A 22,244-nucleotide genomic window follows, 5' to 3' on the forward strand; every position below is an offset into this window, starting at 1 on the left:
TGCTCTGGCGTGAAGGTACTTTCGCAACGATTTCTCGACCGCCTGGAAGGCACGGCCGATCAGATTGCCTGGGTTAGCTGAATAAATTCAAGGTGAGCTTTTGCGGGAACGCCGAAGCTCAACTGCGCCCCTGCGGCAGATAACGCAGCGGATCGACCGGCTTGCCGTCGTGCCGCACTTCGAACCCGACCGACACACGCGAATTGTTCTCGTCGCCCATCTCCGCGATCTGCTGACCCTTGCGGACGATGTCGCCCATCTTGACCAGCAGTTTGCGGTTGTGCGAATACGCGGTCAGAAAATCCTTGTTGTGTTCAACGATGATCAGGCTGCCGTAGCTGTTCAGTCCGGTGCCCGCGTACATCACCTTGCCGTCGGCGGCGGCTCGCACCGGATCGCCCGCTTTGCCGCCGATCTCGATGCCGCGTGTTTCGCCCGGCTGAAACGCTTCGACGACGCTGCCCGCGGCAGGCCACGCGAGCGTCACGCTGCTCGCATGCCGGCGGGTTTCCCGCGTGACCTGGCGGACTTCCGCGGCATCCGGAGCGGGTGCTGCGGACTGCGTCGAAGCTTGTGCCGAGGTTGGCGCTGTCGCTTGTGAATCACCCGGCGCCGCGGGTCGCGCCACCGCCTTCGCGGCGGCCGCCGCATTGGCCGCATTGGCCGCCTTGACCGCGCGCACCGTCTCCGGCGACGCGACGTGCAGCACCTGCCCCGGCTTCAGCCGCGCCGATGCCTTCAGAGCGTTCCATGCCTGCAACTGCTTGACGCTGATGTGGTGACGCTGCGCGACCCGCGCGAGCGTGTCGCCGCGCCTGACCCGATACACGAGCGGCGGCGACTTTTTCAGTTGCGCGTTATCGCTGGCGTCGATCGACAGCGGCGCGTCTGCCGCCGCATCGCCAGACGTTGTTCCCGTCGCATTCGCCGCCAGCACGCCGGACGCTGCGTTGGTGCTGTTTGCAACATTGTTCTGCGCATTCGGCTGCCCGACGTTTGCGCAACCGCTGACGGCCAGCGCGACCCATGCGCCGGCGAGACCGGCCAAGATCGTTCTGTCGAAACGCTTTCTCATTCTGTCCGACTCCTGCTGTATAGATGCGCAAGCCGGATACGCCGATGCCGCTGACAAGGCGCGCGATCTTTGGCCGCGCGGCCTTCCCGGCGACACGGCGAAGCTGCCTCGTACGGCGCTCATTCCGTGCCTGCTTGCCGATCAAATTTCTCGCGGAATTCTAAAGTGCCGTTTGATAAAAACGTCCCGCGCCACACACTCTGATACAGACGTTACGAGCCGTATTTCCGCGTTACTACGGCACGTGTTTGGGCACATCAACGACGCACACGTCGCCGCTTCAGCGCGGCACGTTCAGACTCGTTGACATTCGACTTATCGGCAGACGCGAGGGGAACTTGAATAGTCATGCGGCGCGCCGGAGGGCGCAAAAAAGCCAGCCTTCGAAATCCGAAGGCTGGCCGATCCGCGTTTGACAGCAGCGAACTAGAACTTATGCCGGATCGCCGCGCGCACGACGACCTGTTTCGACGTCGACGACGGCGACTGCGTGCCGGGGATGAATGCGAAGTCGAGGACCGACAGTGTGGAATCGCCGGCGACCTGTTGATACGCGCCCTGCAGATAGAGGTCGGTGCGCTTGGACAGGTTGTAGTCGGCCATCAGCCCGAACGTATGGATGCGCGGCTTCACGCCGCCGTTCGATGCGTCGTAGGTTTCCATCGTGTACACGTACTGCGCGCCGACGAACAGCACCGGCGAAATCTGATACTTGCCGTTGATCTCGAAGTTCTGATACTTGAGCGAGTTCAGCAGCACGCCCGGCGGCGTGACGGGCACGAGCGGCACCGGCGGCTCGATGCCGAGATAGCCGTTTGCGGTCGGCTCCAGATAGTTCGAGTTGCTGTAGACGAAACCCGCCGTCGCCGGTCCGAACGTATAGGTGATGCCGCCGCCGAACACGCGCATGCGCGTCGCGACGAAGCCCGCGTCGTTGGTGGCGACCGCGCCGTTCGCGCTGCCGCCCGGATTGTCGGCCTGCAGATATGCCGCCGCGACCAGCAGCCCGCCATACGCGTACTGGCCGCCGAAGCTGTACGCGCGATTGTTGGCGAAGCCCGTGTCGTTGCTGAAGCTGTAGGTGCCGCCGAACTCGAAGCCCGAGATCGACGGGCTCGCGTACTTGACGGTGTTGTTCAGGCGAAACGTGTTGTCGGTGTTGTCGTTGTCGAACGGATGCGAGAACAGCTCGCCGCCCCAATTGCCGTCGGCCGTGGTCTGCGCCAGGTAATCGACGACGGAATCATATTGTCGGCCAAACGTTAGCGTGCCGTACGCCTGTGAACTGAGTCCGACGAAAGCCTGACGGCCGAACAGGCGGCCGCCCTGCCCGAGCCGGCCGGAATTCAGATCGAAACCATTCTCGAGCTGGAAGATCGCCTTCAGTCCACCACCGAGATCCTCGGAGCCCTTCAGGCCCCAGCGGCTCCCCTGTGCAAGCCCGCTGGCGAGTTCATAAACATGGCCGTGGCCGACATTGTTCGTGTAGTTGATGCCTTCGTCGATCACGCCATACAGCGTGACGCTAGTCTGCGCGACGGCAGGCACGGCAAGAACGGAAGACGCAGCAACGGAGACAGCCAGCGCGAACACTTGCTTGTTCATGATGATCTCCCTGCACCTCGAGTGATGGGACAACTCGATCCGGCCGCTTTGTTCTTTTTGCTCTTTATTCTCGTCATTTTCCCAGCAGTTCTGAGGACTGCTCCAATGGCTGCGCTTTCCAGAAATCCTCACACGACATCGTCCGGCCGTCCATGAGTGGATGCGCCAAGTATCGGGAATGTTGCTAATTCTCCACTGCGCGTTGTTTCCTCTTTTTTCGTAAGGTCGGTTCAGGTAAACGGCAGCTGCTGCTGCCGATCTCGCTGCGTCATTGTCATGAAAAGAAATATAATCCCGTGCCTCTGCTGCCATGCAACGGAACTCGATGCCGCAGCGAAGGTCACCTTTACAGCCCGCTGACGCGCCGCCTCGAAAAGGCGGCCGAAGTCGGCGACGCGGACCACAGGCGACGCCAACCCGGATCGCCTTCCCGCCGCAGCACCCAATTCCATATTAAAAAGCCTTGTGAGACGCCCGCCGCGCTGGATCAGCGCGCCGTCGCACGGGGCTGCTTTTGACTCGAACAATGCCTGACAAGCCCTCCTCCCGCCTGATCGAGCTGGACTTTTTCCGCGGACTGGTTCTGCTGATCATCGTGGTCGATCACATCGGCGGCAGCATTCTGTCGCGCGTGACGCTGCATGCGTACGCGCTGTGCGATGCCGCCGAAGTGTTCGTGTTCCTCGGCGGCTTCGCGACCGCCACCGCCTATGCAACGCTCGCCGAGCGGCGTAACGAGACGATCGCGCGCGGCCGCTTCGTGCGCCGCTCGTTCGAGATCTATCGGGCGTTTCTCGTCACCGCCGGGCTGATGCTGCTGGTCAGCGCGGTGCTCACCGCATTCAGCATCGACGGGCCGAATCTCGCCACGACCGATCTCGACGACCTGATCGACACGCCGCTTGCCGCGCTGCGCGACATCGTGCTGCTGCGCCGCCAGCCGTACCTCGCGTCGGTGCTGCCGATGTACGCGTTCTTCGCGCTGCTGGTGCCCGCAATCCTGCCGCTCGCGCGCAGCAAGCCATGGCTGCTGGTCGTCGGCAGCATCGCACTGTGGGCCGGCGCGCCGGCGATCAGCAAGTACTTGCCCGCCGCGCCCGACATGCACTGGGACTTCAACCCGTTCGCGTGGCAACTAATGTTCGTGCTCGGCGTGCTCGCACGCTGCCAGCCGGTGTATCAGCGGACCAGCGCGCATCGATCCGGCTGGCTCGTCAGCGTGCTGGCGTTCGCGGTGGTCGTAGGCGCCGCGTACTACAAGCTCGTGCTGCTGCATGCGCCGCTTGCCGCAAGCTTCAAGGAGAACCTGTCCTATCTGCGCGCGGGCAACTTCCTCGCGATTGCATGGCTCGTCGCCAATCTGATCGAGCTCGGCTGGGCGAAGAAGGTCGCGCGGCGGCTGCCGTGGGTCGGCTTGATCGGCCGTCAGGGGCTGCTGTGCTTCATTGCCGGCGCGGTGATTTCGCTGGTGATCGACTCGGTGCTCTACGCGGCGACGGATGGTTACCTGAACTATCCGCTCGGCCTGCTCGCCGACGCGGCCGCGGTCGGCGCGCTGCTTGCCGTCGCGCTCGGCGTGGAGCCGCTGAAGCGCTTCGTCGGGCGGTTCGTCGACGGGCGGCTGCGGACCTCAAGCTGAAGAACTTTGCGCGCATAAAGCGCCGTCCGTCTGTCCGCCACGTTCCATCTCAAATCTGGCGCCAATGCTGATAGGATGACGGCCGCGCGCGAATCCCGCGCCAGCCGGCCATCCTGACATGCGTCGATTCCTCTGTTTCGCCCTCGCACTGCTTGCCTCCGCCGTCGGCGCGCCCGCGTTCGCGAGCACGGTCGCGAGCCGCAGCTTCCATTCCGATGCGCTCGGCCGCGACTGGAGCTACACGATCTACCTGCCGGCAGGCTATCGCGCGCACGGTCCGCGCCTGCCGGTGCTCTACCTGCTGCACGGCAATAACGGCGACGCCAACGACTGGCTCACGAAAGGTCATCTACAGAGCGCCGCCGACACGCTGATCGAGCGCAAGGAGATCGCGCCGGTTGTGATCGTGATGCCGCAAGGCGGCACGGACTGGTACGTCGACCGCAAAGAAAAGATGGAGAGCGCGTTCTTCGGCGATCTGCTGCCCGAGATCGAAACGCACTACGCGGTCGCGACGCAGCGCGGCGGCCGGATGATCGGCGGCGTGTCGATGGGCGGCTTCGGCGCGCTGCGCTACGCGCTGACGCAGCCCGAGATGTTTTGCGGCGCGCTGCTGCTGAGTCCCGCGATCTACGCGAACGAGCCGCCGCGCGCGTCGGCGGCGCGGCGGGTCGGCGTGTTCGGCGAGCACCAGTTCGACCCGCGCATCTGGCACGAGCTCAACTATCCGGCGCAGTGGGACCGCTATATGAGCCAGCCGTATCGTCTGCCGATGTTCATCGCATCCGGCGACGACGACCTCGACATCCAGGCCGACGCGTCACTGCTGTACACGCATCTGCGGCTCGCGGGCAATCCGGCTGCGCTGCGGATCATCGACGGCGGCCACACGTGGGACGTGTGGAGCGCGCTGTTGCCCGCCGCGCTCAAATACACGCTCGGCTGCGTGAAGCCGCCGGCGCAGGAGCATCCGTCGAATCAACGGCCTTGAGCCGGCGCTACTCCACGAGATCGGTCCACAGTACCATCAGCACCGTCATCAACGCGGGGCCGATGAAAATCCCCAGCAGCCCGAACGTCTCGGCGCCGCCGAGAATACCGAACAGCACAAGGAGAAACGGCAGGCGCGTCGAATTGCCGATCAGCACCGGCCGCACGAAGTGCTCGGCGACGAACACGACGACCGCGCCGAATATCAGCAGCCCGGCCGCCGCGACCATCGAGCCCTGCACGAGCAGCCACAGCGCCGCGAGACCGAACACGATCGGCGCGCAGAACGGCAGCATCGCGGCGATCGCCGTGACGAAGCCGAGCAGCGCCGCGTGCGGCACGCCGGTCACGAAATACGCGACGCCAAGCAACAGGCCCTCGCCGACGCCGACCACGATCAAGCCCGACACGGTGCCGCGCACCGCGGTCCCCATGTGCGCGACGAGGTCCGCGCCGCTATCGCCGAAACCGCGTCGCGCGGCCTTCAGCAACGAACCGGACAGGCGCGGCCCCGCCTGAAAAATCACGAACAGCGTGATCAGCATGAACGCGAACACCATTGCCGCATGCGCGGCGCGGGCGCCGAAATGCCGGCCGAGCGTCATCACCGTTTCGCTGTGCAAGCCTTTCATCGCCGCCGAACCGCGCAGCGGCTGAGCGAGATTGGCCTGCCACCACGAGCTGATCTGCTGCACGCCGAACGGCAGACGGTTGATGAAGTCCGGCAGCGGAATGCCGTTTTCCTGCACGCTGCGGAACCAGTCGTTCAGCTCGTGCGCCTCGCGCAGCGCCTGCGCGATGCCGAGCCCGACCGGCAGCAGCACCAGCACGGCGATCACCAGCGTGAAGACGGTCGCGAGCAAGGTCGTGCGCCCCCTGAACCACTGGCTGCTCGCCACCTTGTGCAGCAGCGGCCACAGCGCAATCGCGACGACCGCCGCCCACGCCACTACTACGATGAAATCGCGCACCACCCACAATGCGAGCAGCACGAGCCCGATGTAAAGCACGACCGACGCGGCCCGCTGCTTTTTCTGGCGCTCCGCGGCGACGGACGACGCTTCGGGAGAATTGGGCGGTACGGCGGGAGGGCGTGGAATCATGTGAACTCTGGTGTTTTTGAACGGTGTGCGCGCGAGCCGACCTGAAAAATTCAAACCCGCTACACTGACGGCTCGGTTTGCCGCCCGACACCCAACATCTTAAAGGAAGCGTTGCCGCCCTTTTCCCGGCCGCTCTCCTAGTCGCGCCACAGGCAACACAGCGTTGCAAAAATACGCATTATTAAAAAAGCACATAAAAACCGCTTGCAACGCCCGTCGTTTCAGCCAGTCGCAAATGTCAAGTGTGATTATTGCTAATTCCGGAACGGTGTTTCAACGATGACACAATGGCTATCCGGCGCGCACGGGACTAAATTCGGCACTCCACAATACGGAGTCGATGATGACCCTGGAGTCCATCCCCCTCGACGGTAGCAATGGCGTACGCATCGAAATTCTCGAGAGCTCCGACACGACGCTGGTGATCCGTTGGGTCGAGCCGGGCCGCTGCCACTACGGTGAGCAGCGCTGGCGCCGCCGCTCGGCGCATTCGTCCGGCACCTGCGCGGTGTCGCGCCGCAAGATCCGCCGCGGTGACCCGGTGTTCAAGCCGGCCGAGCGCCCGGCGCCGTCGAATGCGTCCGCGATGATCTGCGCGGAAATTCTCGAACCGCTGCTCGAAGCGGCCTGACGCACGGAACGTTCCCGAGTACCGCGGCCGGAGCGCGAGTTTCAACCCGTTGCCCTCGCGGTCGATCTCGCTACGGCCCACGCGCCCTCAACGACAGTGTGCCCGGCCGGCGCGGCATCGCATGATGCGCCGCCGCGCCGGCACCGCCCCCGGTTGCCGCCCCGCGCCTCGTGCGTTAAGGTGGATTCGTTGCGCTCGCCCGACCGCCGGCTCGCTATCCGGCGTCGGCTGCGCGCCTTCCACCACCGCGCCGCGCCCGCCGCGACGCCGTTTGAGGGCCGATCATGGCAGAAGACACGCCGCAAACCCGCGCGGCCACCGCCGCTTCCACGCCTCCCGCTTCCTCCGCTGCTCCCGCTTCGCTGATCCCGCCGCAGCAATTCTCGCTCGACGTGCTGCTCGAAAAGTATGCGAAAGGCGATGAGCAATCCGCCGACGACGTGTATCGACGCGTCGCGCGCGGCGTTGCCGAGGCCGAGCCGCCCGAGTTGCGCGCGTCGGTCGAGGAACAGTTCGTCGACAACATGCGCCACGGCGCGCTCGGCGCGGGCCGCATCATGAGCGCGGCGGGCAGCGGCATCGCCGCGACGCTGATCAACTGCTTCGTGCAGCCGGTCGGCGATTCGATCCAGGGCGTCGACGAACAGGGTTTGCCGGGCATCTACGTGGCCCTGCTCCAGGCGGCCGAAACGATGCGCCGCGGCGGCGGCGTCGGCTACAACTTCTCCGCGATCCGGCCGAAGGGCGCGCGGGTTCACACGACCAGCTCGGCCGCCTCGGGTCCGTGCAGCTACATGGACGTGTTCGACGCATCGTGCCGCACCGTCGAAAGCGCGGGCTCGCGACGCGGCGCGCAGATGGCGGTGCTCGACTGCAACCATCCGGACCTGCTCGAATTCATCGAAGCCAAGCATTCGAAGGGACGTTGGAACAACTTCAACGTGTCGGTCGGCGTCACCGACGAATTCATGCGCGCGGTCGAGAACGACGAGCCATGGCAACTGGTCCATCGCGCCGAGCCGTCACCGGCGCTGCGCGCGGCCGGCGACGTGCGGCAGCGCGAAGACGGCCTGTGGGTCTATAGCGAACATCCGGCGCACGCGATCTGGGACCGCATCATGCGCTCGACGTACGACGTCGCCGAACCCGGCATCGTGTTCATCTCGCGGATGAACGAGGACAACAATCTGCGCGCGGTCGAAACGATCCGCGCGACCAATCCGTGCGGCGAGCAGCCGCTGCCCGCCTACGGCTGCTGCAACCTCGGGCCGCTCAATCTGACGCGCTTCGTCGTCGATCCGTTCGCGCAGATGCAGGGGCGCCAGCCGTCGTTCGACTGGGACGGCCTCGCGCGCCGCACCCGCACGCAGGTGCGCTTTCTCGACGACGTGCTCGACGTCACGCTGTGGCCGCTGCCTGAGCAATACGCCGAATCGCGCGCGAAGCGGCGCATCGGCGTCGGCTTCACCGGCCTCGGCGATACGCTGGTGATGATGGGCCTGCGCTACAACTCGCAGGAAGGCCGCGATTTCGCGGTGCGCATCGCGCGGTTGATGCGCGACGAAGCATATCGCGCGTCGGTCGAACTTGCGAAAGAGCGCGGCGCGTTCGAGCTGTTCGACGCCGCGCGCTATCTGGAAGCCGGCACCTTCGCGTCGCGTCTGCCCGACGACATCAAGCAGGCGATCCGCCGCGACGGCATCCGCAACAGCCATCTGCTGTCGATCGCGCCGACCGGCACCGTGAGCCTCGCGTTCGCGGACAACGCGTCGAACGGCATCGAGCCGGCGTTTTCGTGGACTTATACGCGCATGAAGGTGATGGCCGACGGCGGCCGCGAATCGTTCGACGTCGAGGACTACGCGTACCGGCTTTATCGCGAGCTGGGCGGCGATGTGACCAGGCTACCGGACTATTTCGTCAGCGCTCTGCAGATGTCCGCGCGCGACCATCTCGACATGATGGCGGCCGTGCAGCCGTACGTCGACACGTCGATCTCAAAGACCGTCAACGTGCCCGCCGACTATCCGTTCGACGCTTTCGAAAGCCTCTACTTCGATGCATGGAAAAGCGGGCTGAAGGGCCTTGCGACCTATCGCCCGAACGACACGCTCGGCGCGGTGCTGAGCGTGTCGTCCGCGCAGGCCGACGACACGCTCGCCGAGATGGATCAGGACCCGCTGCGTATCGCGATCGATCATCGGCCCAGGGGCGAATTGCCGGCGATCATCGAGAAGGTCGAGTATCTGACTCAGGCGGGCAAGAAGTCGCTATATGTCGCGGTGTCGTTCATTGAGGTGACGGGGCGGCTCGGCGGCGAGGACGTCACCATCGAGCGGCCTATCGAGTTCTTCATTCCGGTCGGTCAGCGCGACGAGTCGCAGCAATGGATCACTGCGACGATGCGTTCGCTGTCGCTGGCCGCGCGCGGCGGCTTCGTCGCGCGCAATCTGCAGGACATGCGCAAGGTGTCGTGGGATCGCGGCCAGGTGCGGCTTGGTGACGTGCAGCGGCTCGACGGTCATCGTGCGCCACGCTGGCACGATTCTGAAGTGGCCGCGCTCGCGTTCGCGATCCAGCAGATCCTGTATCGACGCGGCTTTCTCGACGCCGAGGGCAATCAGGTCGCATCGCGCATGCTCGCGCGTTTGCCGCGCGGGCAAATGAAAACCGATCTGGCGCTGTCCGCCGATTTCGGCCTCCGTGCGAATCCCGCGGATAGCGCCGACGCGTTGCTGCAGCCCAACGGCACGCAAGGACTGCACACGATGCTCGGACGCAAATGCGCTTCGTGCGGCGCGAATGCGGTGATTCGCAAGGACGGTTGCGATTTTTGTACCGCGTGCGGGGAGGTGGGGGCGTGCGGGTAGTGTGAGGTTGGGAGCGCGGTGGCCTCGCGGCCAGACGCGCTCATCGGGGGCTATGCTTCACCCCACTCTCGCGTAATAAAGATTCTGCGGATGCTTCGCCTCCGCGAAGAAAAACCAGCGCTCCGCCACGAGCCCCGCATACTGCACGAGACAAGCCGCGGCCAGCAAGCCGAACGACGCGCCAAGCGAGCGCAGCCCCGCGCCGAGCGCGATCAACACGACCGGCACGATGAACGCACCCGCGAGAAAGCCCCATTTGACGCCACGCAACGTGCGCGCCGATTTGCCGTGAAAGAACTCGCGCAGATTGAACGCGCCGGCCGTGAAGCCCCGTGACACCTGCACGAGCTTCGGATTGCGAATGCCCGTCGCGCTCTGCACCGTCGATTTCGGCCGCAAGCGTGCATTGCGCAGCAGCGACGCCGTGCGGCTCGCGCAGCCGGCGAGCGTCAGCACGCACGCGCAGATCGCCAGTCCCAACGTCAACTCGGGCGCGAACCATGCGCTCAATGCGGTCGCGAGCGTCGAGCCCGATGCGCAGCCGAGCAGCACGAAGTTCACGAGCGTCAGCGGCGTCGCCCACTCCTGGAGAAAACGCAGGCACGCATAGATCATCGCGGTGCAGACGAAAAGCGCGGCGCTAGCGAGCACGCCGAGCCAGCCGAGCGCGAGCGACCATGACGAGCCGAGCCAGTGCGCGACGCCATACAGGAACGCGCACGCGAGAAACGCCGGCAAGCACAAACACTCACGCGACAGCCACGACGTGCGCCACATCGCGATCGCGCGCCACGCGCGTTCCGGATGGCCGAGATGGAAGAACGACGCGATCAGACCAAGACCGCCCAGCAGCACCGCGAGCGCCGCGCCGCTCACATAGAACGCGGTAGCGGCGGCCGGTTGCGCAACGACGCCCAACCATGCCGCACTCTCGACGCCGACGAGCGCGATCAACAGCCCCTGCGCCGCGCCGCTCAGCGTCGTCAGGAAGACTACGGAAAAAGCCGGATTCATCGTGTGGCCTAGTTGTCGTTCAGATGCGCGTCGCGATCGACGCGAGATGCACTTCGCCACGCGCGAGTTGCGCCTCGAGTTGCGAGTCGGGCGAGCCCGACATGTGCGTCGCATCGTCTGTGGTCGTTCCCGACGATTTGCACGAGCATGCGTCGCTGCCGCAACCCGCGGCGGTGGTCGGCACGCGCGGCAAATAGTGATTGGCGGGACGCGTGCCCCACTCCGGCATCAACTGATAGCCGCCACGCTCGCGGATCGCCTGCGACACCACCGACTCCGGATCGTGTATGTCGCCGAACAGCCGCGCCGATGTCGGGCACGCGAGCACGCAGGCCGGCTTGCGATCGCGCTCGGACAGATGCTCGTCATGAATGCGATCGACGCACAGCGTGCACTTGGTCATCTCCTTGCGCGCTTCGTCGAGTTCGCGCGCGCCATACGGGCACGCCCACGCGCAATACTTGCAGCCGATACAGCGATCGAAATCGACCAGCACGAGACCGTCTTCCTTGCGCTTGTAGCTCGCGCCGGTCGGACATACCGGCACGCAGGGCGGGTCCTCGCAATGCAGGCACGACTTCGGAAAATGGATCATCTCCGTGTCGGGGAAGCTGCCCGCTTCGAAACTCTGCACGCGGTTGAAGAACGTGCCGGACGGGTCCGCGTCGTACGGATTGAAATCGGCGAGGCTGCCCGATTCTCCCGACGTGTTCCACTCCTTGCAGCTCGTCACGCACGCCTGGCATCCGACGCATACGTTCAGATCGATCACCAGCGCCATCTGGGTCATTGCAGGCTCCTTGCCATGGCTTCAACGATCGTCGCCGTCAGGTTCGGCGCGTCGCAACGTCCCGCGCAGGCGCGCCGCGAATTCGCCGCGTCCCGCGAAATAGGTCTGGACGATGCGCGACACCACACTCTTCTGTGCAACCGCACCGGGCAATCCGGGCATCGCATCGAACTGCGGCAGCGTGTGCCGCGCGTCGGCTTCGGCCGGATAGATGCGTACGCGCACGTCGTACCAGGCGGCCTGGCCCGTCACAGGATCGGAGTTCGACATGCGCGCGGGCGCGTCGTCGCGGCCCGGCAATTCGTCGGTGATCAGGTGATTGAGCAGGAAGCCGCGCTGCGATTCGTTCGCGTCCGGGCCGAGATTCCATGCGCCCGCCGCTTTGCCGATCGCGTTCCACGTCCATACGGTGCCCGGTTCGACGGTCTCGCTGTAGCGCGCCATGCAGCGCACGCGGCCCCATTGCGATTCGACGTAAATCCAGCCGCCATCCGCGATACCGTTTCCGGCCGCCGTGCGCGGATTCACATACAGATAGTTCTCACCATGGATCTGCCGCAGCCACGCGTTCTGCGAATCCCACGAGTGGTACATCGCCATTGGCCGTTGTGTAACAGCGGCGAGCGGGAATTGCGCGAGATCCGTCGCCGCGCTTTCGAGCGGCGCGTACCAGAACGGCAGCGGATCGAAGTACCGTTCGACGCGCGCTCGCAGATGCTCGGGCGGCTGTCGCCCGCTGGTGCGTCCTTGCGCGGCGAGCCTGAACTTCTGCATCACGTCCGAGTAAAGCTGGATCAGGATCGGCTCGCTGAACTTGCGGAAGCCGTTTTTGACCGCCCAGTCGAGATACGGTCCGTTGCAGTTGCGCATGTACTGCAAGGTCTCGGGCAAGCGGTAATGGAACACGCAGTTGTTGTTCGCGTACTGCTCCCACTGCTTCGGATTCGGTTCGCCGACCAGTGCCTTGTCGCCATCCTTGCCGCGCCAGCCGATCAGAAAGCCGACGCCGGAACCGGGCGACGTCGTGTGATTGACGATGAAGTCCGGGTAGTCGCGAAAGCGCCGGCCGCCATCGGTATTGGTGAACGCGGGAAACTTCAGGCGCGACGCCAGTTCGATCAGCACTTCCTGGAACGGCTTGCATTCGCCGGTCGGCGGCACGACCGGCACACGCACGGAATCAACGGGGCCGTCGAACTCGGAGATCGGCCGGTCGAGCATCGACATCGCGTCGTGACGTTCGAGGTAAGTCGTGTCCGGCAGGATCAGATCGGCGAATGCGGTCATCTCCGACTGGAACGCGTCGCATACGACGAGAAACGGGATCTTGTACTCGCCGTTCGCGTCTTTGTCGGCGAGCATCTCGCGCACCTTCATCGTGTTCATCGACGAATTCCACGCCATGTTGGCCATGAAAATCATCAGCGTGTCGATCGGATAAGGATCGCCGCGCCACGCGTTGGTGATCACGCTGTGCATGACGCCATGCACCGCGAGCGGATATTCCCACGAGAACGCCTTGTCGATACGCACGGGGCCGCCGTGTTCGTCGACGAACAGATCCTCCGGCGCGGCAGGCCAGCCGAGCGGGCCCGTCGCGAGCGGTGTATTGGGTTTCACCGCGTCAGGGCTGTTCGGCGGTTTCGCCGATGGCGGTACCGCACGCGGAAACGGCGACTTGTGGCGAAAGCCGCCGGGGCGGTCGATCGTGCCGAGCAGCGACATCAGCACGGCAAGCGCGCGGATCGACTGAAAGCCGTTAGAATGCGCGGCCAGCCCGCGCATCGCGTGAAAGGCGACCGGGTTGCCCGCTACCGTGTCGTGCGTTTCGCCCCACGCGTCGGTCCAGCGGATCGGCAGCGTGATGCGGTGCCGGCGGCCGGTTTCGATCATTTCGTCGGCGAGGCGGCGGATTGTATCGGCGGGGATGCCGGTGATCTCCGCCGCCCATTCGGGCGTGCAAGCGGCGACTCGCTCGCGCAGCAAGGCGAACGACGGCGTGACCGGCTTGCCGTTGGCGAGCGTGTAACGGCCGTCGAGCGCGGGCGTCACGCCGCTCGTGTGATGCGGCACCGCGCGCTGGCTGGCCGGGTCCCACCACAGATGATTCTGCGGAAACAGCGGATTGCCTTCGGCCCGTTCGGGATCGCGCACGAACAAACCGAAGTTTTCGCTCGCTTCGTCGATATCGACCAACTCCGCCGCGTTCGTGTAACGCTGCACGAACTCGTGATCCCACGTGTCGGCGGCGATCAGTTCGTGCAGGAACGCCATGAACAGCGCACCGTCGGTGCCGGGTTTGATCGGCACCCATTCGTCCGCGATCGCCGCGTAGCCGGTGCGGATCGGATTGATCGCGATGAAGCGGCCGCCCGCGCGCTTGAACTTCGAGATCGCGATCTTAAGCGGATTCGAATGATGATCTTCCGCGGTGCCGATCATGAAGAACAGCTTCGCGCTGTCGAGATCCGGTCCGCCGAATTCCCAGAACGAACCGCCGATCGTATAGATCATGCCGGCCGCCATGTTCGACGAGCAGAAGCCGCCGTGCGCCGCATAGTTGGGCGTACCGAACTGCCTCGCGAACAGGCCGGTCAGCGCCTGCATCTGGTCGCGGCCCGTGAATAGAGCGAACTTCTTCGGATCGGTCGAGCGGATCGCGGCGAGACGTTTTTCGAGCACCTCGAACGCGGTGTCCCACGAGACCGGTTCGAACTGCGCGCTGCCGCGCTGCGCGCCGGCCTTGCGCATCAACGGCTGCGTGAGGCGCGCGGGCGAGTACTGCTTCATGATGCCGGACGCACCCTTCGCGCAAATGACGCCCTGATTCAGCGGATGCTCCGGATTGCCGTCGATATAGCGCACCTCGCCGTCGCGCAGATGCACGCGGATGCCGCAGCGGCACGCGCACATGTAGCAGGTGGTGGTCTTGATATCGAGCCGTTCGTTCTGCGTGCGGGCGTGGTGCTCCATGGCCATCTCCATCGCTGCTTCTGGTGGGCCGAAGCGCGGGTCATTCGCGCTGCCCATACGATATCGATCATCGTATTCGCGCCTGCCTCACAAGGGAAATCGCGATTTGCGACTAAAACTATCCGACGCACCGATAGTTTCGGTCTCGCTTTCAGCTATGCGCTTCTTTCTTCCGCGTGTCCAGTTGCATCAGGCCGGTTGGGTACGCCAAGACTTGTTCAAGCGCGGCCCTCCAGTTGCGCGATCAGCGCATCCGGAATGTCGACGCCGTCTTCGTATGCCGCTTGCGCAAGCTGCTCTCTTCGATAACCGGGCAAGCGCACCTCGTCGTCCATCAGCATCATCTCGATCAGCGCCTCGACACGCGACAGATATGCGTCGTCGCCGGCCAATGCGCCCGGGTCGATCGCCCAGAACAGATGGCCGATGCGCGAGCGCTCGCCCTCCTCGGTCAGGAACGAGCCCGCTTCGTAGCCGAAGTTCGCGCCGGTCAGCGCGGCGGCCAGCAACTCGACCACCAGCGCCAGCATCGCGCCTTTCGCGCCGCCGAACGGCAGCATCATGCCGTCGAGCGCGGCGCGCGCATCGGTGGTCGGCAGACCGTCTCGCGTGGTCGCCCAGCCTTCGGGGATCGGCTTGCCGTCGCGCGCGGCCAGCGCGATCTTGCCGCGCGCGATCTGCGACAGCGCGAGGTCGATGACGAGCGGCGCGCCGTTGCGGCGCGGAAACACGGCCGCGATCGGGTTGGTGCCGAAGAGCGCGCGGCGGCCGCCCCAGGCGGGCATCGCGGCTGGCGAATTGCTGAACGCGAGCGCGACCATGCCGGCTTCGCCGAGCGCGGCCAGATGCGCCGCGCCAACGCCGAAATGATGGCTGCGGCAGATGCCCGCGACTGCGCTGCCGTACTGCCGGGCGCGTTCGGCGAGCGTCGCGACCGCCAGATCGCAGGCCGGATATGCGAGGCCGTCAGCGCCGTCGATCAACACGGCCGCGCCGCGATCCGCGACGATGACGGCTTGCGCGGCCGGATCGACGCGGCCGTTGCGCAACTGCGCGCAGTACATCGGCAGACGCGATACACCGTGCGAAGACAGGCCGCGCACGTCGGCATAGACGAGCGCGCGCGCCGTCGATTCGGCGGTCGCTGGCAACGCGTCCGCGCGGCGCAACGCGCGAATCGCAAGCGCAGTGAGCGCGTCGGGAAACAGTCGGGCCATCGGGTATTCCTTTCCTTGGTTCTATTGTGGGCAGCGCATCACTTTGTCATTGCCGAGGTGAAGCATCAAGTCCGGCACTGCTATCGATGCCGCTGCGACGCGATGCTCACTTCGCGGCCTATTCGTACAACCCCGTTGCACGAGGCCGACTGGCTTCTTCCTCGCGCGCCTGCTGCGCTTGCGCGGCCTGCGGCTTGCGCACCGGCTGCGCCAATGCCTGCGCCTGCACCTCGCGCGGTGCGGCCAGGAATTCGCGTGCGGCGCTTGCATCGAATGCGCGCTCCCAGCGCGCGACCACCAGCGTCGCGACGACGTTGCCGATCATATTGGTCAGCGCGCGGATCTCGTTGAGCACGCGGTCGACGCCGAGAATCAGCGTGATGCCCGCGACCGGAATGATGTTGTGCGTCGACAGCGTCGCGGTCAACGCGACCAGCGCCGCGCCCGCCACGCCCGCTCCGCCCTTCGACGTCAGCATCAGAACCGCCAGCAAGCCGAGCTGCTGCATCAGCGTCAGATGCGTGTTGGTGGCCTGCGCGATGAACAGCGACGTCATCGTCAGATAGATCGCGGCGCCGTCCAGATTGAACGAGTAGCCGGTCGGCAACACGAGCCCGACGATCGCGCGCGGACAACCCAGGCGCTCGAGCTTTTCCATCAGACGCGGCAGCACGGACTCCGTGGTCGACGTGCCGAGCACGATCAACAGTTCCTCGCGGAAGTACTTCAGCAGCGGCCACAGGCCCACGCCGGCCCAGCGCGCGGCCGCGCCGAGCACGATCGCAATGAACAGGATGCTCGTGATGTAGAAGCACAGAATCAGCAGTCCGAGTTGCTGCAGCGTGCCGATGCCGTATTTGCCGACCGTGAACGCGATCGCGCCGAACGCGCCGAGCGGCGCGAGCCGCATGATCATTTCGACGATGCGCATCAAGGTGTCGCCGAATTGCTCGATGCCGCGCATCAGCAGCCGGCTGCGCTGCGACATGATCGACAGCGCGATGCCGAACAGCACCGAAAACAGCAGCACCTGCAGCAGATCGCCGCGCGCGAACGCGCCGACCACCGAGTTCGGCACGATCATGTCGATCAAGCTCGACGAGACCGAGTGCGCATCGGCGACGTAATGCGTGAGCGCATGAGGATCGAGCGATGCGGGATCGATATTGAGTCCCGCACCCGGACGCAACAGGTTCGCGACCACGAGGCCGAGCACCAGCGCGATGCTGGTGACGACCTCGAAGTACAGCAGCGTCTTGAAGCCGACGCGGCCCACCTGCTTCAGGCTTTCCATGCGCGCGATGCCCACGGAAACCGTGCAGAAGATCACCAGCGTAATCAGCATCTTGATGAGGCGAATGAAGGTGTCGCCGAGCGGTTTCATCTGCACGCCGAACATGGGCGCGAATTGACCGACGAGAATGCCAGCCGCAAGTCCGATCAGGACCTGCACGTAGAGATGTTTGAGCACGCGCAAGATGGTGTCTCCTCCACTCGCTGCTGCCAGATGTCGAGCCGGCGCCACTGCCGCATGAGCTGCCGGTCACGGGGGCATGCCTGGCCGCTTCTCCGTGCCGGCATGCGCCGAGAAGGTGGGGACCGCGGCGCGCGAGCCGTGCGGCTCGCTGCGGCGGCCGGGCCGCCCGCGTCAGGCGCTTTCGAACAGACGCGTCAACACGAACTCGCGATGACCGAGCGCTTCGGCCGCGGTGAAACGGCCGTTGATCGTGGCCATCATGCACTGGAGCAGTTTGTCGCCGCTCTCGTCGAGGTTCTGCTCGCGCTGCAGAATGCCGGTCACATCCACGTCGATATGCTCGCCCATCGTGCGGACCGTGCGCGGATTCGCGCAGATCTTGATGACCGGCACGATCGGATTGCCGATCACGTTGCCCTGCCCCGTCGGGAAGAAATGCACGACGAAGCCCGATGCCGCGCACAAGGTCACCATCTCGGCCGCGGCCGACGACGAGTCCATGAACCACAGTCCGGAATGCGTCGGCTCCTCGGCTTTGTCGAGCACGCCGTCGACCATGCACTTCTTGCCGATCTTCTGGATGTTGCCGAGCGCCTTTTCCTCGATCGTCGTCAGGCCGCCCGCGATATTGCCCTTGGTCGGCTGCGACTCGGATAGGTCGTCGGTTTTCCAGCGGTTGATCATGTCCTGGTAGCGGTCGAACATGAACTGGAAGCGGTCACGCACACCGTCGTTTGCGCAGCGCGCGGCGACGATCTGCTCGCCGCCCGTGAGCTCCGAGGTCTCGCCGAACACCAGCGTGGTGCCGAGGCCGTAGAGTTTGTCGAACGCATTGCCGACGGTCGGGTTCGAGCCGCAGCCCGACGTGGTGTCCGACTCGCCGCACTTGGTCGACACCCATAGCTCCGAGATCGGGCACGCCTCGCGATCGAGCGACGTCGCATACTGCACCATTTCCTTCGCGGCCTTCGACGCGCGCATGATCGTGTCGTGATCGCCATGCAGTTCGATGCCGAAGCCCATCACCGGCTTGCCGGTTTTCGCAATACCGTCGACGACACGCTTGGTCCAGCCCTCCTCGATACCGATCACGACCACCGCCGCGACGTTCGGATTGCTGCCCGCGCCGATCAGCGTGCGGAAATGCAGTTCGAGGTCGGCGCCGAATTGCAGCCGCCCATACGGATGCGGCAGCGCCATGGTCCCCTTGATATTGTGTTCGACCGCCTGTGCCGCGGCATTGGACAGATCGTCGACCGGCAGGATGATCACGTGGTTGCGTACACCCACGCGGCCGTTGTCGCGACGATAGCCGCGGAAAGTGGTATCCAGGTCAATCACGCTCATGGTGTCTCTCTCGTGTTCGGGTTGATGCCAGTGAGGGCGGCTCGATGCCGCGAAGCGGGATGCCGCCCAGCGGTATGCGTTAAAGCAGGCAGCAATTGCGCGCGTTGCTCACCAGCGCTTCGTCTTGATGTTGTGCACGTGCGCGTGCTCGCCGGCCTTGATCGGCGCGACCACCTTGCCGATATCGACGCCGTACTTGAACACCGTGTCGCCGACGGCCATGTCCTTCAGCGCGACCTTGTGACCGATCGGAATGTCCTGCTTCGCCGGCACGGTGACGATTGCGTCGTCATCCATGATCCATGCGTTGAGCTGCATGCCCGCCTTGATGCCCTCGACCACCGCCACGCCGACCGTGTCTTTCGCCTCGTGCAGCACGATGTGAATCGTTCTACGTGGCGCCGACGCGCCCGCTGCGGTGTCGTTGATGTCTGCCGTGGGATTGCTCATGAGCGTCTCCATTCGTAGTTTGAATGCGGTGAGGGTGCCGCCGGGCAGCGCAGCCACGTGCGCCGCGGTGAATCGATACTAGGCGCCCACCTACTCAATGTCAACTAGGTCATATAGATGTGTTAGAAGACTGGGAGGTGACCGGTCGCTGTCGCGAATCGCCGACAACATACGATTCATCCAGATGTTTCAGATGACCTGGTCGTTTAGAATCAGGGCAGGTCCAACGCAGGCGAGCTACGACTCGCGTATTCCGGAGGTTTTCATGAGCACGCTCGCGATCAATGCGCCCGCCGTGGGCGCCACACGGTACAAGGAGGTCAAGAGCGCGATTCTCGCGGCGCTCGCGGCCGGCGAATGGAAAGGCGGCGAATGCATTCCTTCGGAAAAGCGCCTCGCCGAACGCTTCGGCGTGTCGATCGGCACACTGCGCAAAGCCATCGACGAACTGTGCGCCGAGAACATTCTGATCCGTCATCAGGGGCTCGGCACCTTCGTGGCGATGCATCAGCGCGACCGGCACTTTTTCCGCTTCTTTCGCATCGTGCGGCGCGACGGCGACAAGGCCTACCCGGTCGTCACGCTGATCGGGTTCAAGAAGGCGCGAGCATCGCGCGAGGCGGCCGTCGCGCTTGGTATCGAGACCGGTGCGCGCGTGCTGCAGTTCGTCAACGGGCTCGCGCTGCATGGCAAGACCGTGCTGATCGAACATATCACCGTGCCCGAAGCGCTCTTTCCCGGCTTGACCGAAAGCAAGCTGCGCAACCGGCCGAACACGCTGTACAACTTCTATCAGGACGGTTTCGGCATCAACGTGGTCGAGACCGATGAGCGTGTGAGCGTTGCGCTCGCCAATGAGCTCGAAAGCGCGCAGCTTGGCGTCGATGTCGGCGCGCCGTTGCTCGAGATTCGACGCATCGCGTACTCGTATCATCGCAGCGCGGTGGAACTGCGCATTTCGCGGCTCAATACCGAGGAATACGAGTACATCGGCACGCGCGCGGCACGCGACGATCAGAAATAGCGGACCACGGTCACTCGCCAGGCACGTCTGCGCAAAAACGACAGGCCAATCGTCTTTCATTTTCGACCGGCGCCAGCCTGTCTAAAATAGCCGCACTTCCGATCCCGAGAACCTCATGCTGGATACCCTCACGAGCGGCTCCGCGCCCATCAACGACGACTCCGGGATGTTCGAACTCGCGCCGGTGTCGCTGTGGCTCGAAGATTTCAGCGGCGTGCGCGCGTTGTTCGATGAATGGCGAGCCGCGGGCGTGACCGATCTGCGCGCCCATTTCGCCGAAGCCCCGCAGCGCGTCGCCGAATGCGCTCACCGCATCCGCGTGATCAAGGTCAATCGCCAGACGCTCGCGCAATTCGAGGCCGCCGATTTCGACACGCTGACGAGCAACCTCGCGTCGGTGTTCCGCGATGACATGCTGAAAACGCACCTCGAAGAGCTGTGCCAGCTCTGGGCCGGACAATCGAACTTCACGAGCCACACGGTCAACTACACGCTCGGCGGACGGCGCCTCGACGTGCTGCTCAAGGGCGCGGTGCTGCCCGGTCACGAGGACCGTTGGGACCGCGTGCTGGTGTCGACCGAAGACATCACCGAGCTCGAAGGCGCGCGGCGCCGTGTCGCGGAGGCGGAAGAATACGCGCGCGGGCTCTTCGAACATTCGCCGGTGTCGCTGTGGGTCGAGGATTTCAGCGCGGTCAAACGCCTGCTCGACGGCGCGCGCGCGGCCGGCATCAACGATTTCCGCGTGTTTACCGACGTCCATCCCGAGTTCGTCGAACGCTGCATGGCGGAAATCCATGTGCTCGACGTCAACCACCACACGCTCGGGATGTTCGGCGCGAAGGACAAGAAGACGCTGCTCGCGCGCCTCGCCGACGTGTTCCGCGACGACATGCGCCCGCATTTCCGCGAACAGTTGATCGACCTGTGGGACAACAAGCTGTTCCAGCAGCGCGAGGTGCTCAACTATTCACTCGACGGCAACGAGGTTCACGTCCACCTGCAATTCTCGGTGCTGCCCGGCCACGAGCGGGACTGGGACCTCGTGCTCGTCGCGCTGACCGACATCACCGCGCGCAAGAAAGCCGAGGCCTACCTCGAATTTCTCGGCAAGCACGACGTGCTGACCAAGCTGCGCAACCGCTCGTTCTATGTGGACGAACTCAACCGGCTGGAACGCAAGGGACCGTGGCCCGTCACGATCATCATGGCCGACCTGAACGGCCTGAAGCGCGTGAACGATCAGCTCGGCCACGCGGCCGGCGACGCGCTGCTGCGGCGTGCCGGCGAAGTGCTCGCGAAGGCGATGGAGTCGCCGTTCCACGCGGCGCGGATCGGCGGCGACGAATTTGCGATCCTGATGCCCGATACCGACGAGCGCGGCGGCGCGGCGATGATCGACGCGATCCGCCAGCTGGTCGAGATGAACAACCAGTTCTATCCGGGCTCGCCGCTGAGCTTCTCGATGGGCGCGGCGACCTGCCAGCGCGGCGACCGGCTGGAAGCGGGCGTGCAGCGCGCCGACCTGCTGATGTACGAGGAAAAGCGCGCGCACTACGACGCGCAGCCGGGCGTGGAGGCGGCGGCGAAGTAACGGCCGAGGGCGTCAGGCGTTCGCCACGCCGGCGCAACGCTCGACGCTCAACCTCGCTCAACCTCGCTCAGCCCGGCAGCTTGGCCGCCAGCACATCCAGCTTGACGATGCCCGGCGGCGACGCGAATAGCTCGCCCGCCTTCTCCATCAACGCGGCCGCGACCTTGCCGTTCAGATGTGCGTTGCGACCGGCTTCGTCGTCGAACGCATCGAAAATGGCGTAGGTCGACGGACCGAGCTTCAGACCGAACCACGCGGCGGTGGCCGGTTCCTGCTCGACGAGCGGCAGGCCGCCGAGCAGAAACGCCTCGACTTCCTTTTCCTTGCCGGGCCTGGCTTCCAGACGGACATACAAAGCGAGCTTGACCATGATGCGACTCCTGGTGAGTTCGGCAGCGAACGGTCCTTTCAAAGCGCTTTGAAAAGTATAGGCGGCGTCGGCTGA

Annotated in this window: 17 protein-coding genes; 6 read left to right on the forward strand and 11 right to left on the reverse strand. The window is 64.8% G+C overall.

Annotation, left to right across the window (positions count from 1 at the left end; genetic code table 11):
- Positions 1 to 118 precede the first annotated feature (118 nt).
- Entirely contained in the window at positions 119 to 1,075 is a 957-nt protein-coding gene (locus tag VSR82_RS29045) for a peptidoglycan DD-metalloendopeptidase family protein (protein ID WP_429457626.1), read from the reverse strand.
- A gap of 426 nt (positions 1,076 to 1,501) precedes the next feature.
- A complete protein-coding gene (locus tag VSR82_RS29050; protein ID WP_498858281.1) occupies positions 1,502 to 2,680 on the reverse strand; it encodes a porin in 1,179 nt (392 codons plus the stop codon).
- Between the two features lie 526 nt (positions 2,681 to 3,206).
- Between VSR82_RS29050 and VSR82_RS29055 the strand changes: the two genes are divergently transcribed.
- Together VSR82_RS29055 and VSR82_RS29060 are read left to right on the forward strand one after the other, a co-directional pair.
- Positions 3,207 to 4,319, forward strand: coding sequence for an OpgC domain-containing protein (locus VSR82_RS29055; protein ID WP_429457622.1), 1,113 nt, complete (start codon positions 3,207 to 3,209; stop codon positions 4,317 to 4,319).
- A 118-nt stretch (positions 4,320 to 4,437) separates the two neighbouring features.
- Positions 4,438 to 5,310: an alpha/beta hydrolase gene (locus VSR82_RS29060; protein ID WP_429457620.1), complete on the forward strand. Its 873-nt coding sequence runs from the start codon at positions 4,438 to 4,440 to the stop codon at positions 5,308 to 5,310.
- A 7-nt stretch (positions 5,311 to 5,317) separates the two neighbouring features.
- On the opposite strand, the gene VSR82_RS29065 is transcribed toward VSR82_RS29060, so the two are convergent.
- A complete protein-coding gene (locus tag VSR82_RS29065; protein ID WP_368585368.1) occupies positions 5,318 to 6,412 on the reverse strand; it encodes an AI-2E family transporter in 1,095 nt (364 codons plus the stop codon).
- Between the two features lie 343 nt (positions 6,413 to 6,755).
- Between VSR82_RS29065 and VSR82_RS29070 the strand changes: the two genes are divergently transcribed.
- Together VSR82_RS29070 and VSR82_RS29075 are read left to right on the forward strand one after the other, a co-directional pair.
- Complete coding sequence (locus tag VSR82_RS29070; RefSeq protein ID WP_013091570.1) at positions 6,756 to 7,043, forward strand: DUF3331 domain-containing protein; 288 nt, start codon at positions 6,756 to 6,758, stop codon at positions 7,041 to 7,043.
- Between the two features lie 284 nt (positions 7,044 to 7,327).
- A complete protein-coding gene (locus VSR82_RS29075) occupies positions 7,328 to 9,913 on the forward strand; it encodes an adenosylcobalamin-dependent ribonucleoside-diphosphate reductase (protein WP_429457618.1) in 2,586 nt (861 codons plus the stop codon).
- 57 nt (positions 9,914 to 9,970) lie between these two features.
- On the opposite strand, the gene VSR82_RS29080 is transcribed toward VSR82_RS29075, so the two are convergent.
- From VSR82_RS29080 to VSR82_RS29110, 7 genes are all read right to left on the reverse strand, one after another.
- Complete coding sequence (locus tag VSR82_RS29080; RefSeq protein WP_498858282.1) at positions 9,971 to 10,927, reverse strand: dimethyl sulfoxide reductase anchor subunit family protein; 957 nt, start codon at positions 10,925 to 10,927, stop codon at positions 9,971 to 9,973.
- A gap of 19 nt (positions 10,928 to 10,946) precedes the next feature.
- On the reverse strand, positions 10,947 to 11,717 hold the full coding sequence (locus VSR82_RS29085; protein ID WP_429457614.1) for a 4Fe-4S dicluster domain-containing protein: 771 nt from the start codon (positions 11,715 to 11,717) through the stop codon (positions 10,947 to 10,949).
- 21 nt (positions 11,718 to 11,738) lie between these two features.
- Positions 11,739 to 14,690: a molybdopterin-dependent oxidoreductase gene (locus tag VSR82_RS29090; protein WP_429457612.1), complete on the reverse strand. Its 2,952-nt coding sequence runs from the start codon at positions 14,688 to 14,690 to the stop codon at positions 11,739 to 11,741.
- 218 nt (positions 14,691 to 14,908) lie between these two features.
- Complete coding sequence (locus VSR82_RS29095; RefSeq protein ID WP_429457610.1) at positions 14,909 to 15,907, reverse strand: Ldh family oxidoreductase; 999 nt, start codon at positions 15,905 to 15,907, stop codon at positions 14,909 to 14,911.
- 118 nt (positions 15,908 to 16,025) lie between these two features.
- The gene (gene dctA / locus VSR82_RS29100) at positions 16,026 to 17,384 is read right to left on the reverse strand and encodes a C4-dicarboxylate transporter DctA (RefSeq protein WP_429457608.1); all 1,359 of its coding nucleotides are present in this window, start codon (positions 17,382 to 17,384) and stop codon (positions 16,026 to 16,028) included.
- A gap of 171 nt (positions 17,385 to 17,555) precedes the next feature.
- A complete protein-coding gene (locus tag VSR82_RS29105; protein ID WP_429457606.1) occupies positions 17,556 to 18,731 on the reverse strand; it encodes a UxaA family hydrolase in 1,176 nt (391 codons plus the stop codon).
- Between the two features lie 108 nt (positions 18,732 to 18,839).
- Positions 18,840 to 19,181 carry a UxaA family hydrolase gene (locus VSR82_RS29110; protein WP_217709839.1) on the reverse strand — a complete coding sequence of 114 codons (342 nt, stop codon included), beginning with the start codon at positions 19,179 to 19,181 and terminating at the stop codon, positions 18,840 to 18,842.
- Between the two features lie 265 nt (positions 19,182 to 19,446).
- Between VSR82_RS29110 and VSR82_RS29115 the strand changes: the two genes are divergently transcribed.
- Together VSR82_RS29115 and VSR82_RS29120 are read left to right on the forward strand one after the other, a co-directional pair.
- Positions 19,447 to 20,205: a GntR family transcriptional regulator gene (locus VSR82_RS29115; protein WP_429457604.1), complete on the forward strand. Its 759-nt coding sequence runs from the start codon at positions 19,447 to 19,449 to the stop codon at positions 20,203 to 20,205.
- Positions 20,206 to 20,320: 115 nt separating this feature from the next.
- The gene (locus VSR82_RS29120) at positions 20,321 to 21,799 is read left to right on the forward strand and encodes a sensor domain-containing diguanylate cyclase (protein ID WP_429457602.1); all 1,479 of its coding nucleotides are present in this window, start codon (positions 20,321 to 20,323) and stop codon (positions 21,797 to 21,799) included.
- A gap of 67 nt (positions 21,800 to 21,866) precedes the next feature.
- On the opposite strand, the gene VSR82_RS29125 is transcribed toward VSR82_RS29120, so the two are convergent.
- Positions 21,867 to 22,169 (reverse strand): putative quinol monooxygenase, encoded by a 303-nt coding sequence (locus tag VSR82_RS29125; RefSeq protein WP_368585359.1) that lies wholly within the window; start codon positions 22,167 to 22,169, stop codon positions 21,867 to 21,869.
- Between the last annotated feature and the right edge of the window lie 75 nt (positions 22,170 to 22,244).

This window comes from Burkholderia sp. JPY481 (assembly GCF_038900515.1).
Classification (GTDB): Bacteria; Pseudomonadota; Gammaproteobacteria; order Burkholderiales; family Burkholderiaceae; genus Paraburkholderia; species Paraburkholderia youngii.

Bases quoted from the DNA above. Each gene is read 5' to 3' on its own strand.
- VSR82_RS29045 (WP_429457626.1), bottom strand. From the start codon at position 1,075: ATGAGAAAGCGTTTCGACAGAACGATCTTGGCCGGTCTCGCCGGCGCA.
- VSR82_RS29050 (WP_498858281.1), bottom strand. From the start codon at position 2,680: ATGAACAAGCAAGTGTTCGCGCTGGCTGTCTCCGTTGCTGCGTCTTCC.
- VSR82_RS29055 (WP_429457622.1), top strand. From the start codon at position 3,207: ATGCCTGACAAGCCCTCCTCCCGCCTGATCGAGCTGGACTTTTTCCGC.
- VSR82_RS29060 (WP_429457620.1), top strand. From the start codon at position 4,438: ATGCGTCGATTCCTCTGTTTCGCCCTCGCACTGCTTGCCTCCGCCGTC.
- VSR82_RS29065 (WP_368585368.1), bottom strand. From the start codon at position 6,412: ATGATTCCACGCCCTCCCGCCGTACCGCCCAATTCTCCCGAAGCGTCG.
- VSR82_RS29070 (WP_013091570.1), top strand. From the start codon at position 6,756: ATGACCCTGGAGTCCATCCCCCTCGACGGTAGCAATGGCGTACGCATC.
- VSR82_RS29075 (WP_429457618.1), top strand. From the start codon at position 7,328: ATGGCAGAAGACACGCCGCAAACCCGCGCGGCCACCGCCGCTTCCACG.
- VSR82_RS29080 (WP_498858282.1), bottom strand. From the start codon at position 10,927: ATGAATCCGGCTTTTTCCGTAGTCTTCCTGACGACGCTGAGCGGCGCG.
- VSR82_RS29085 (WP_429457614.1), bottom strand. From the start codon at position 11,717: ATGACCCAGATGGCGCTGGTGATCGATCTGAACGTATGCGTCGGATGC.
- VSR82_RS29090 (WP_429457612.1), bottom strand. From the start codon at position 14,690: ATGGAGCACCACGCCCGCACGCAGAACGAACGGCTCGATATCAAGACC.
- VSR82_RS29095 (WP_429457610.1), bottom strand. From the start codon at position 15,907: ATGGCCCGACTGTTTCCCGACGCGCTCACTGCGCTTGCGATTCGCGCG.
- VSR82_RS29105 (WP_429457606.1), bottom strand. From the start codon at position 18,731: ATGAGCGTGATTGACCTGGATACCACTTTCCGCGGCTATCGTCGCGAC.
- VSR82_RS29110 (WP_217709839.1), bottom strand. From the start codon at position 19,181: ATGAGCAATCCCACGGCAGACATCAACGACACCGCAGCGGGCGCGTCG.
- VSR82_RS29115 (WP_429457604.1), top strand. From the start codon at position 19,447: ATGAGCACGCTCGCGATCAATGCGCCCGCCGTGGGCGCCACACGGTAC.
- VSR82_RS29120 (WP_429457602.1), top strand. From the start codon at position 20,321: ATGCTGGATACCCTCACGAGCGGCTCCGCGCCCATCAACGACGACTCC.
- VSR82_RS29125 (WP_368585359.1), bottom strand. From the start codon at position 22,169: ATGGTCAAGCTCGCTTTGTATGTCCGTCTGGAAGCCAGGCCCGGCAAG.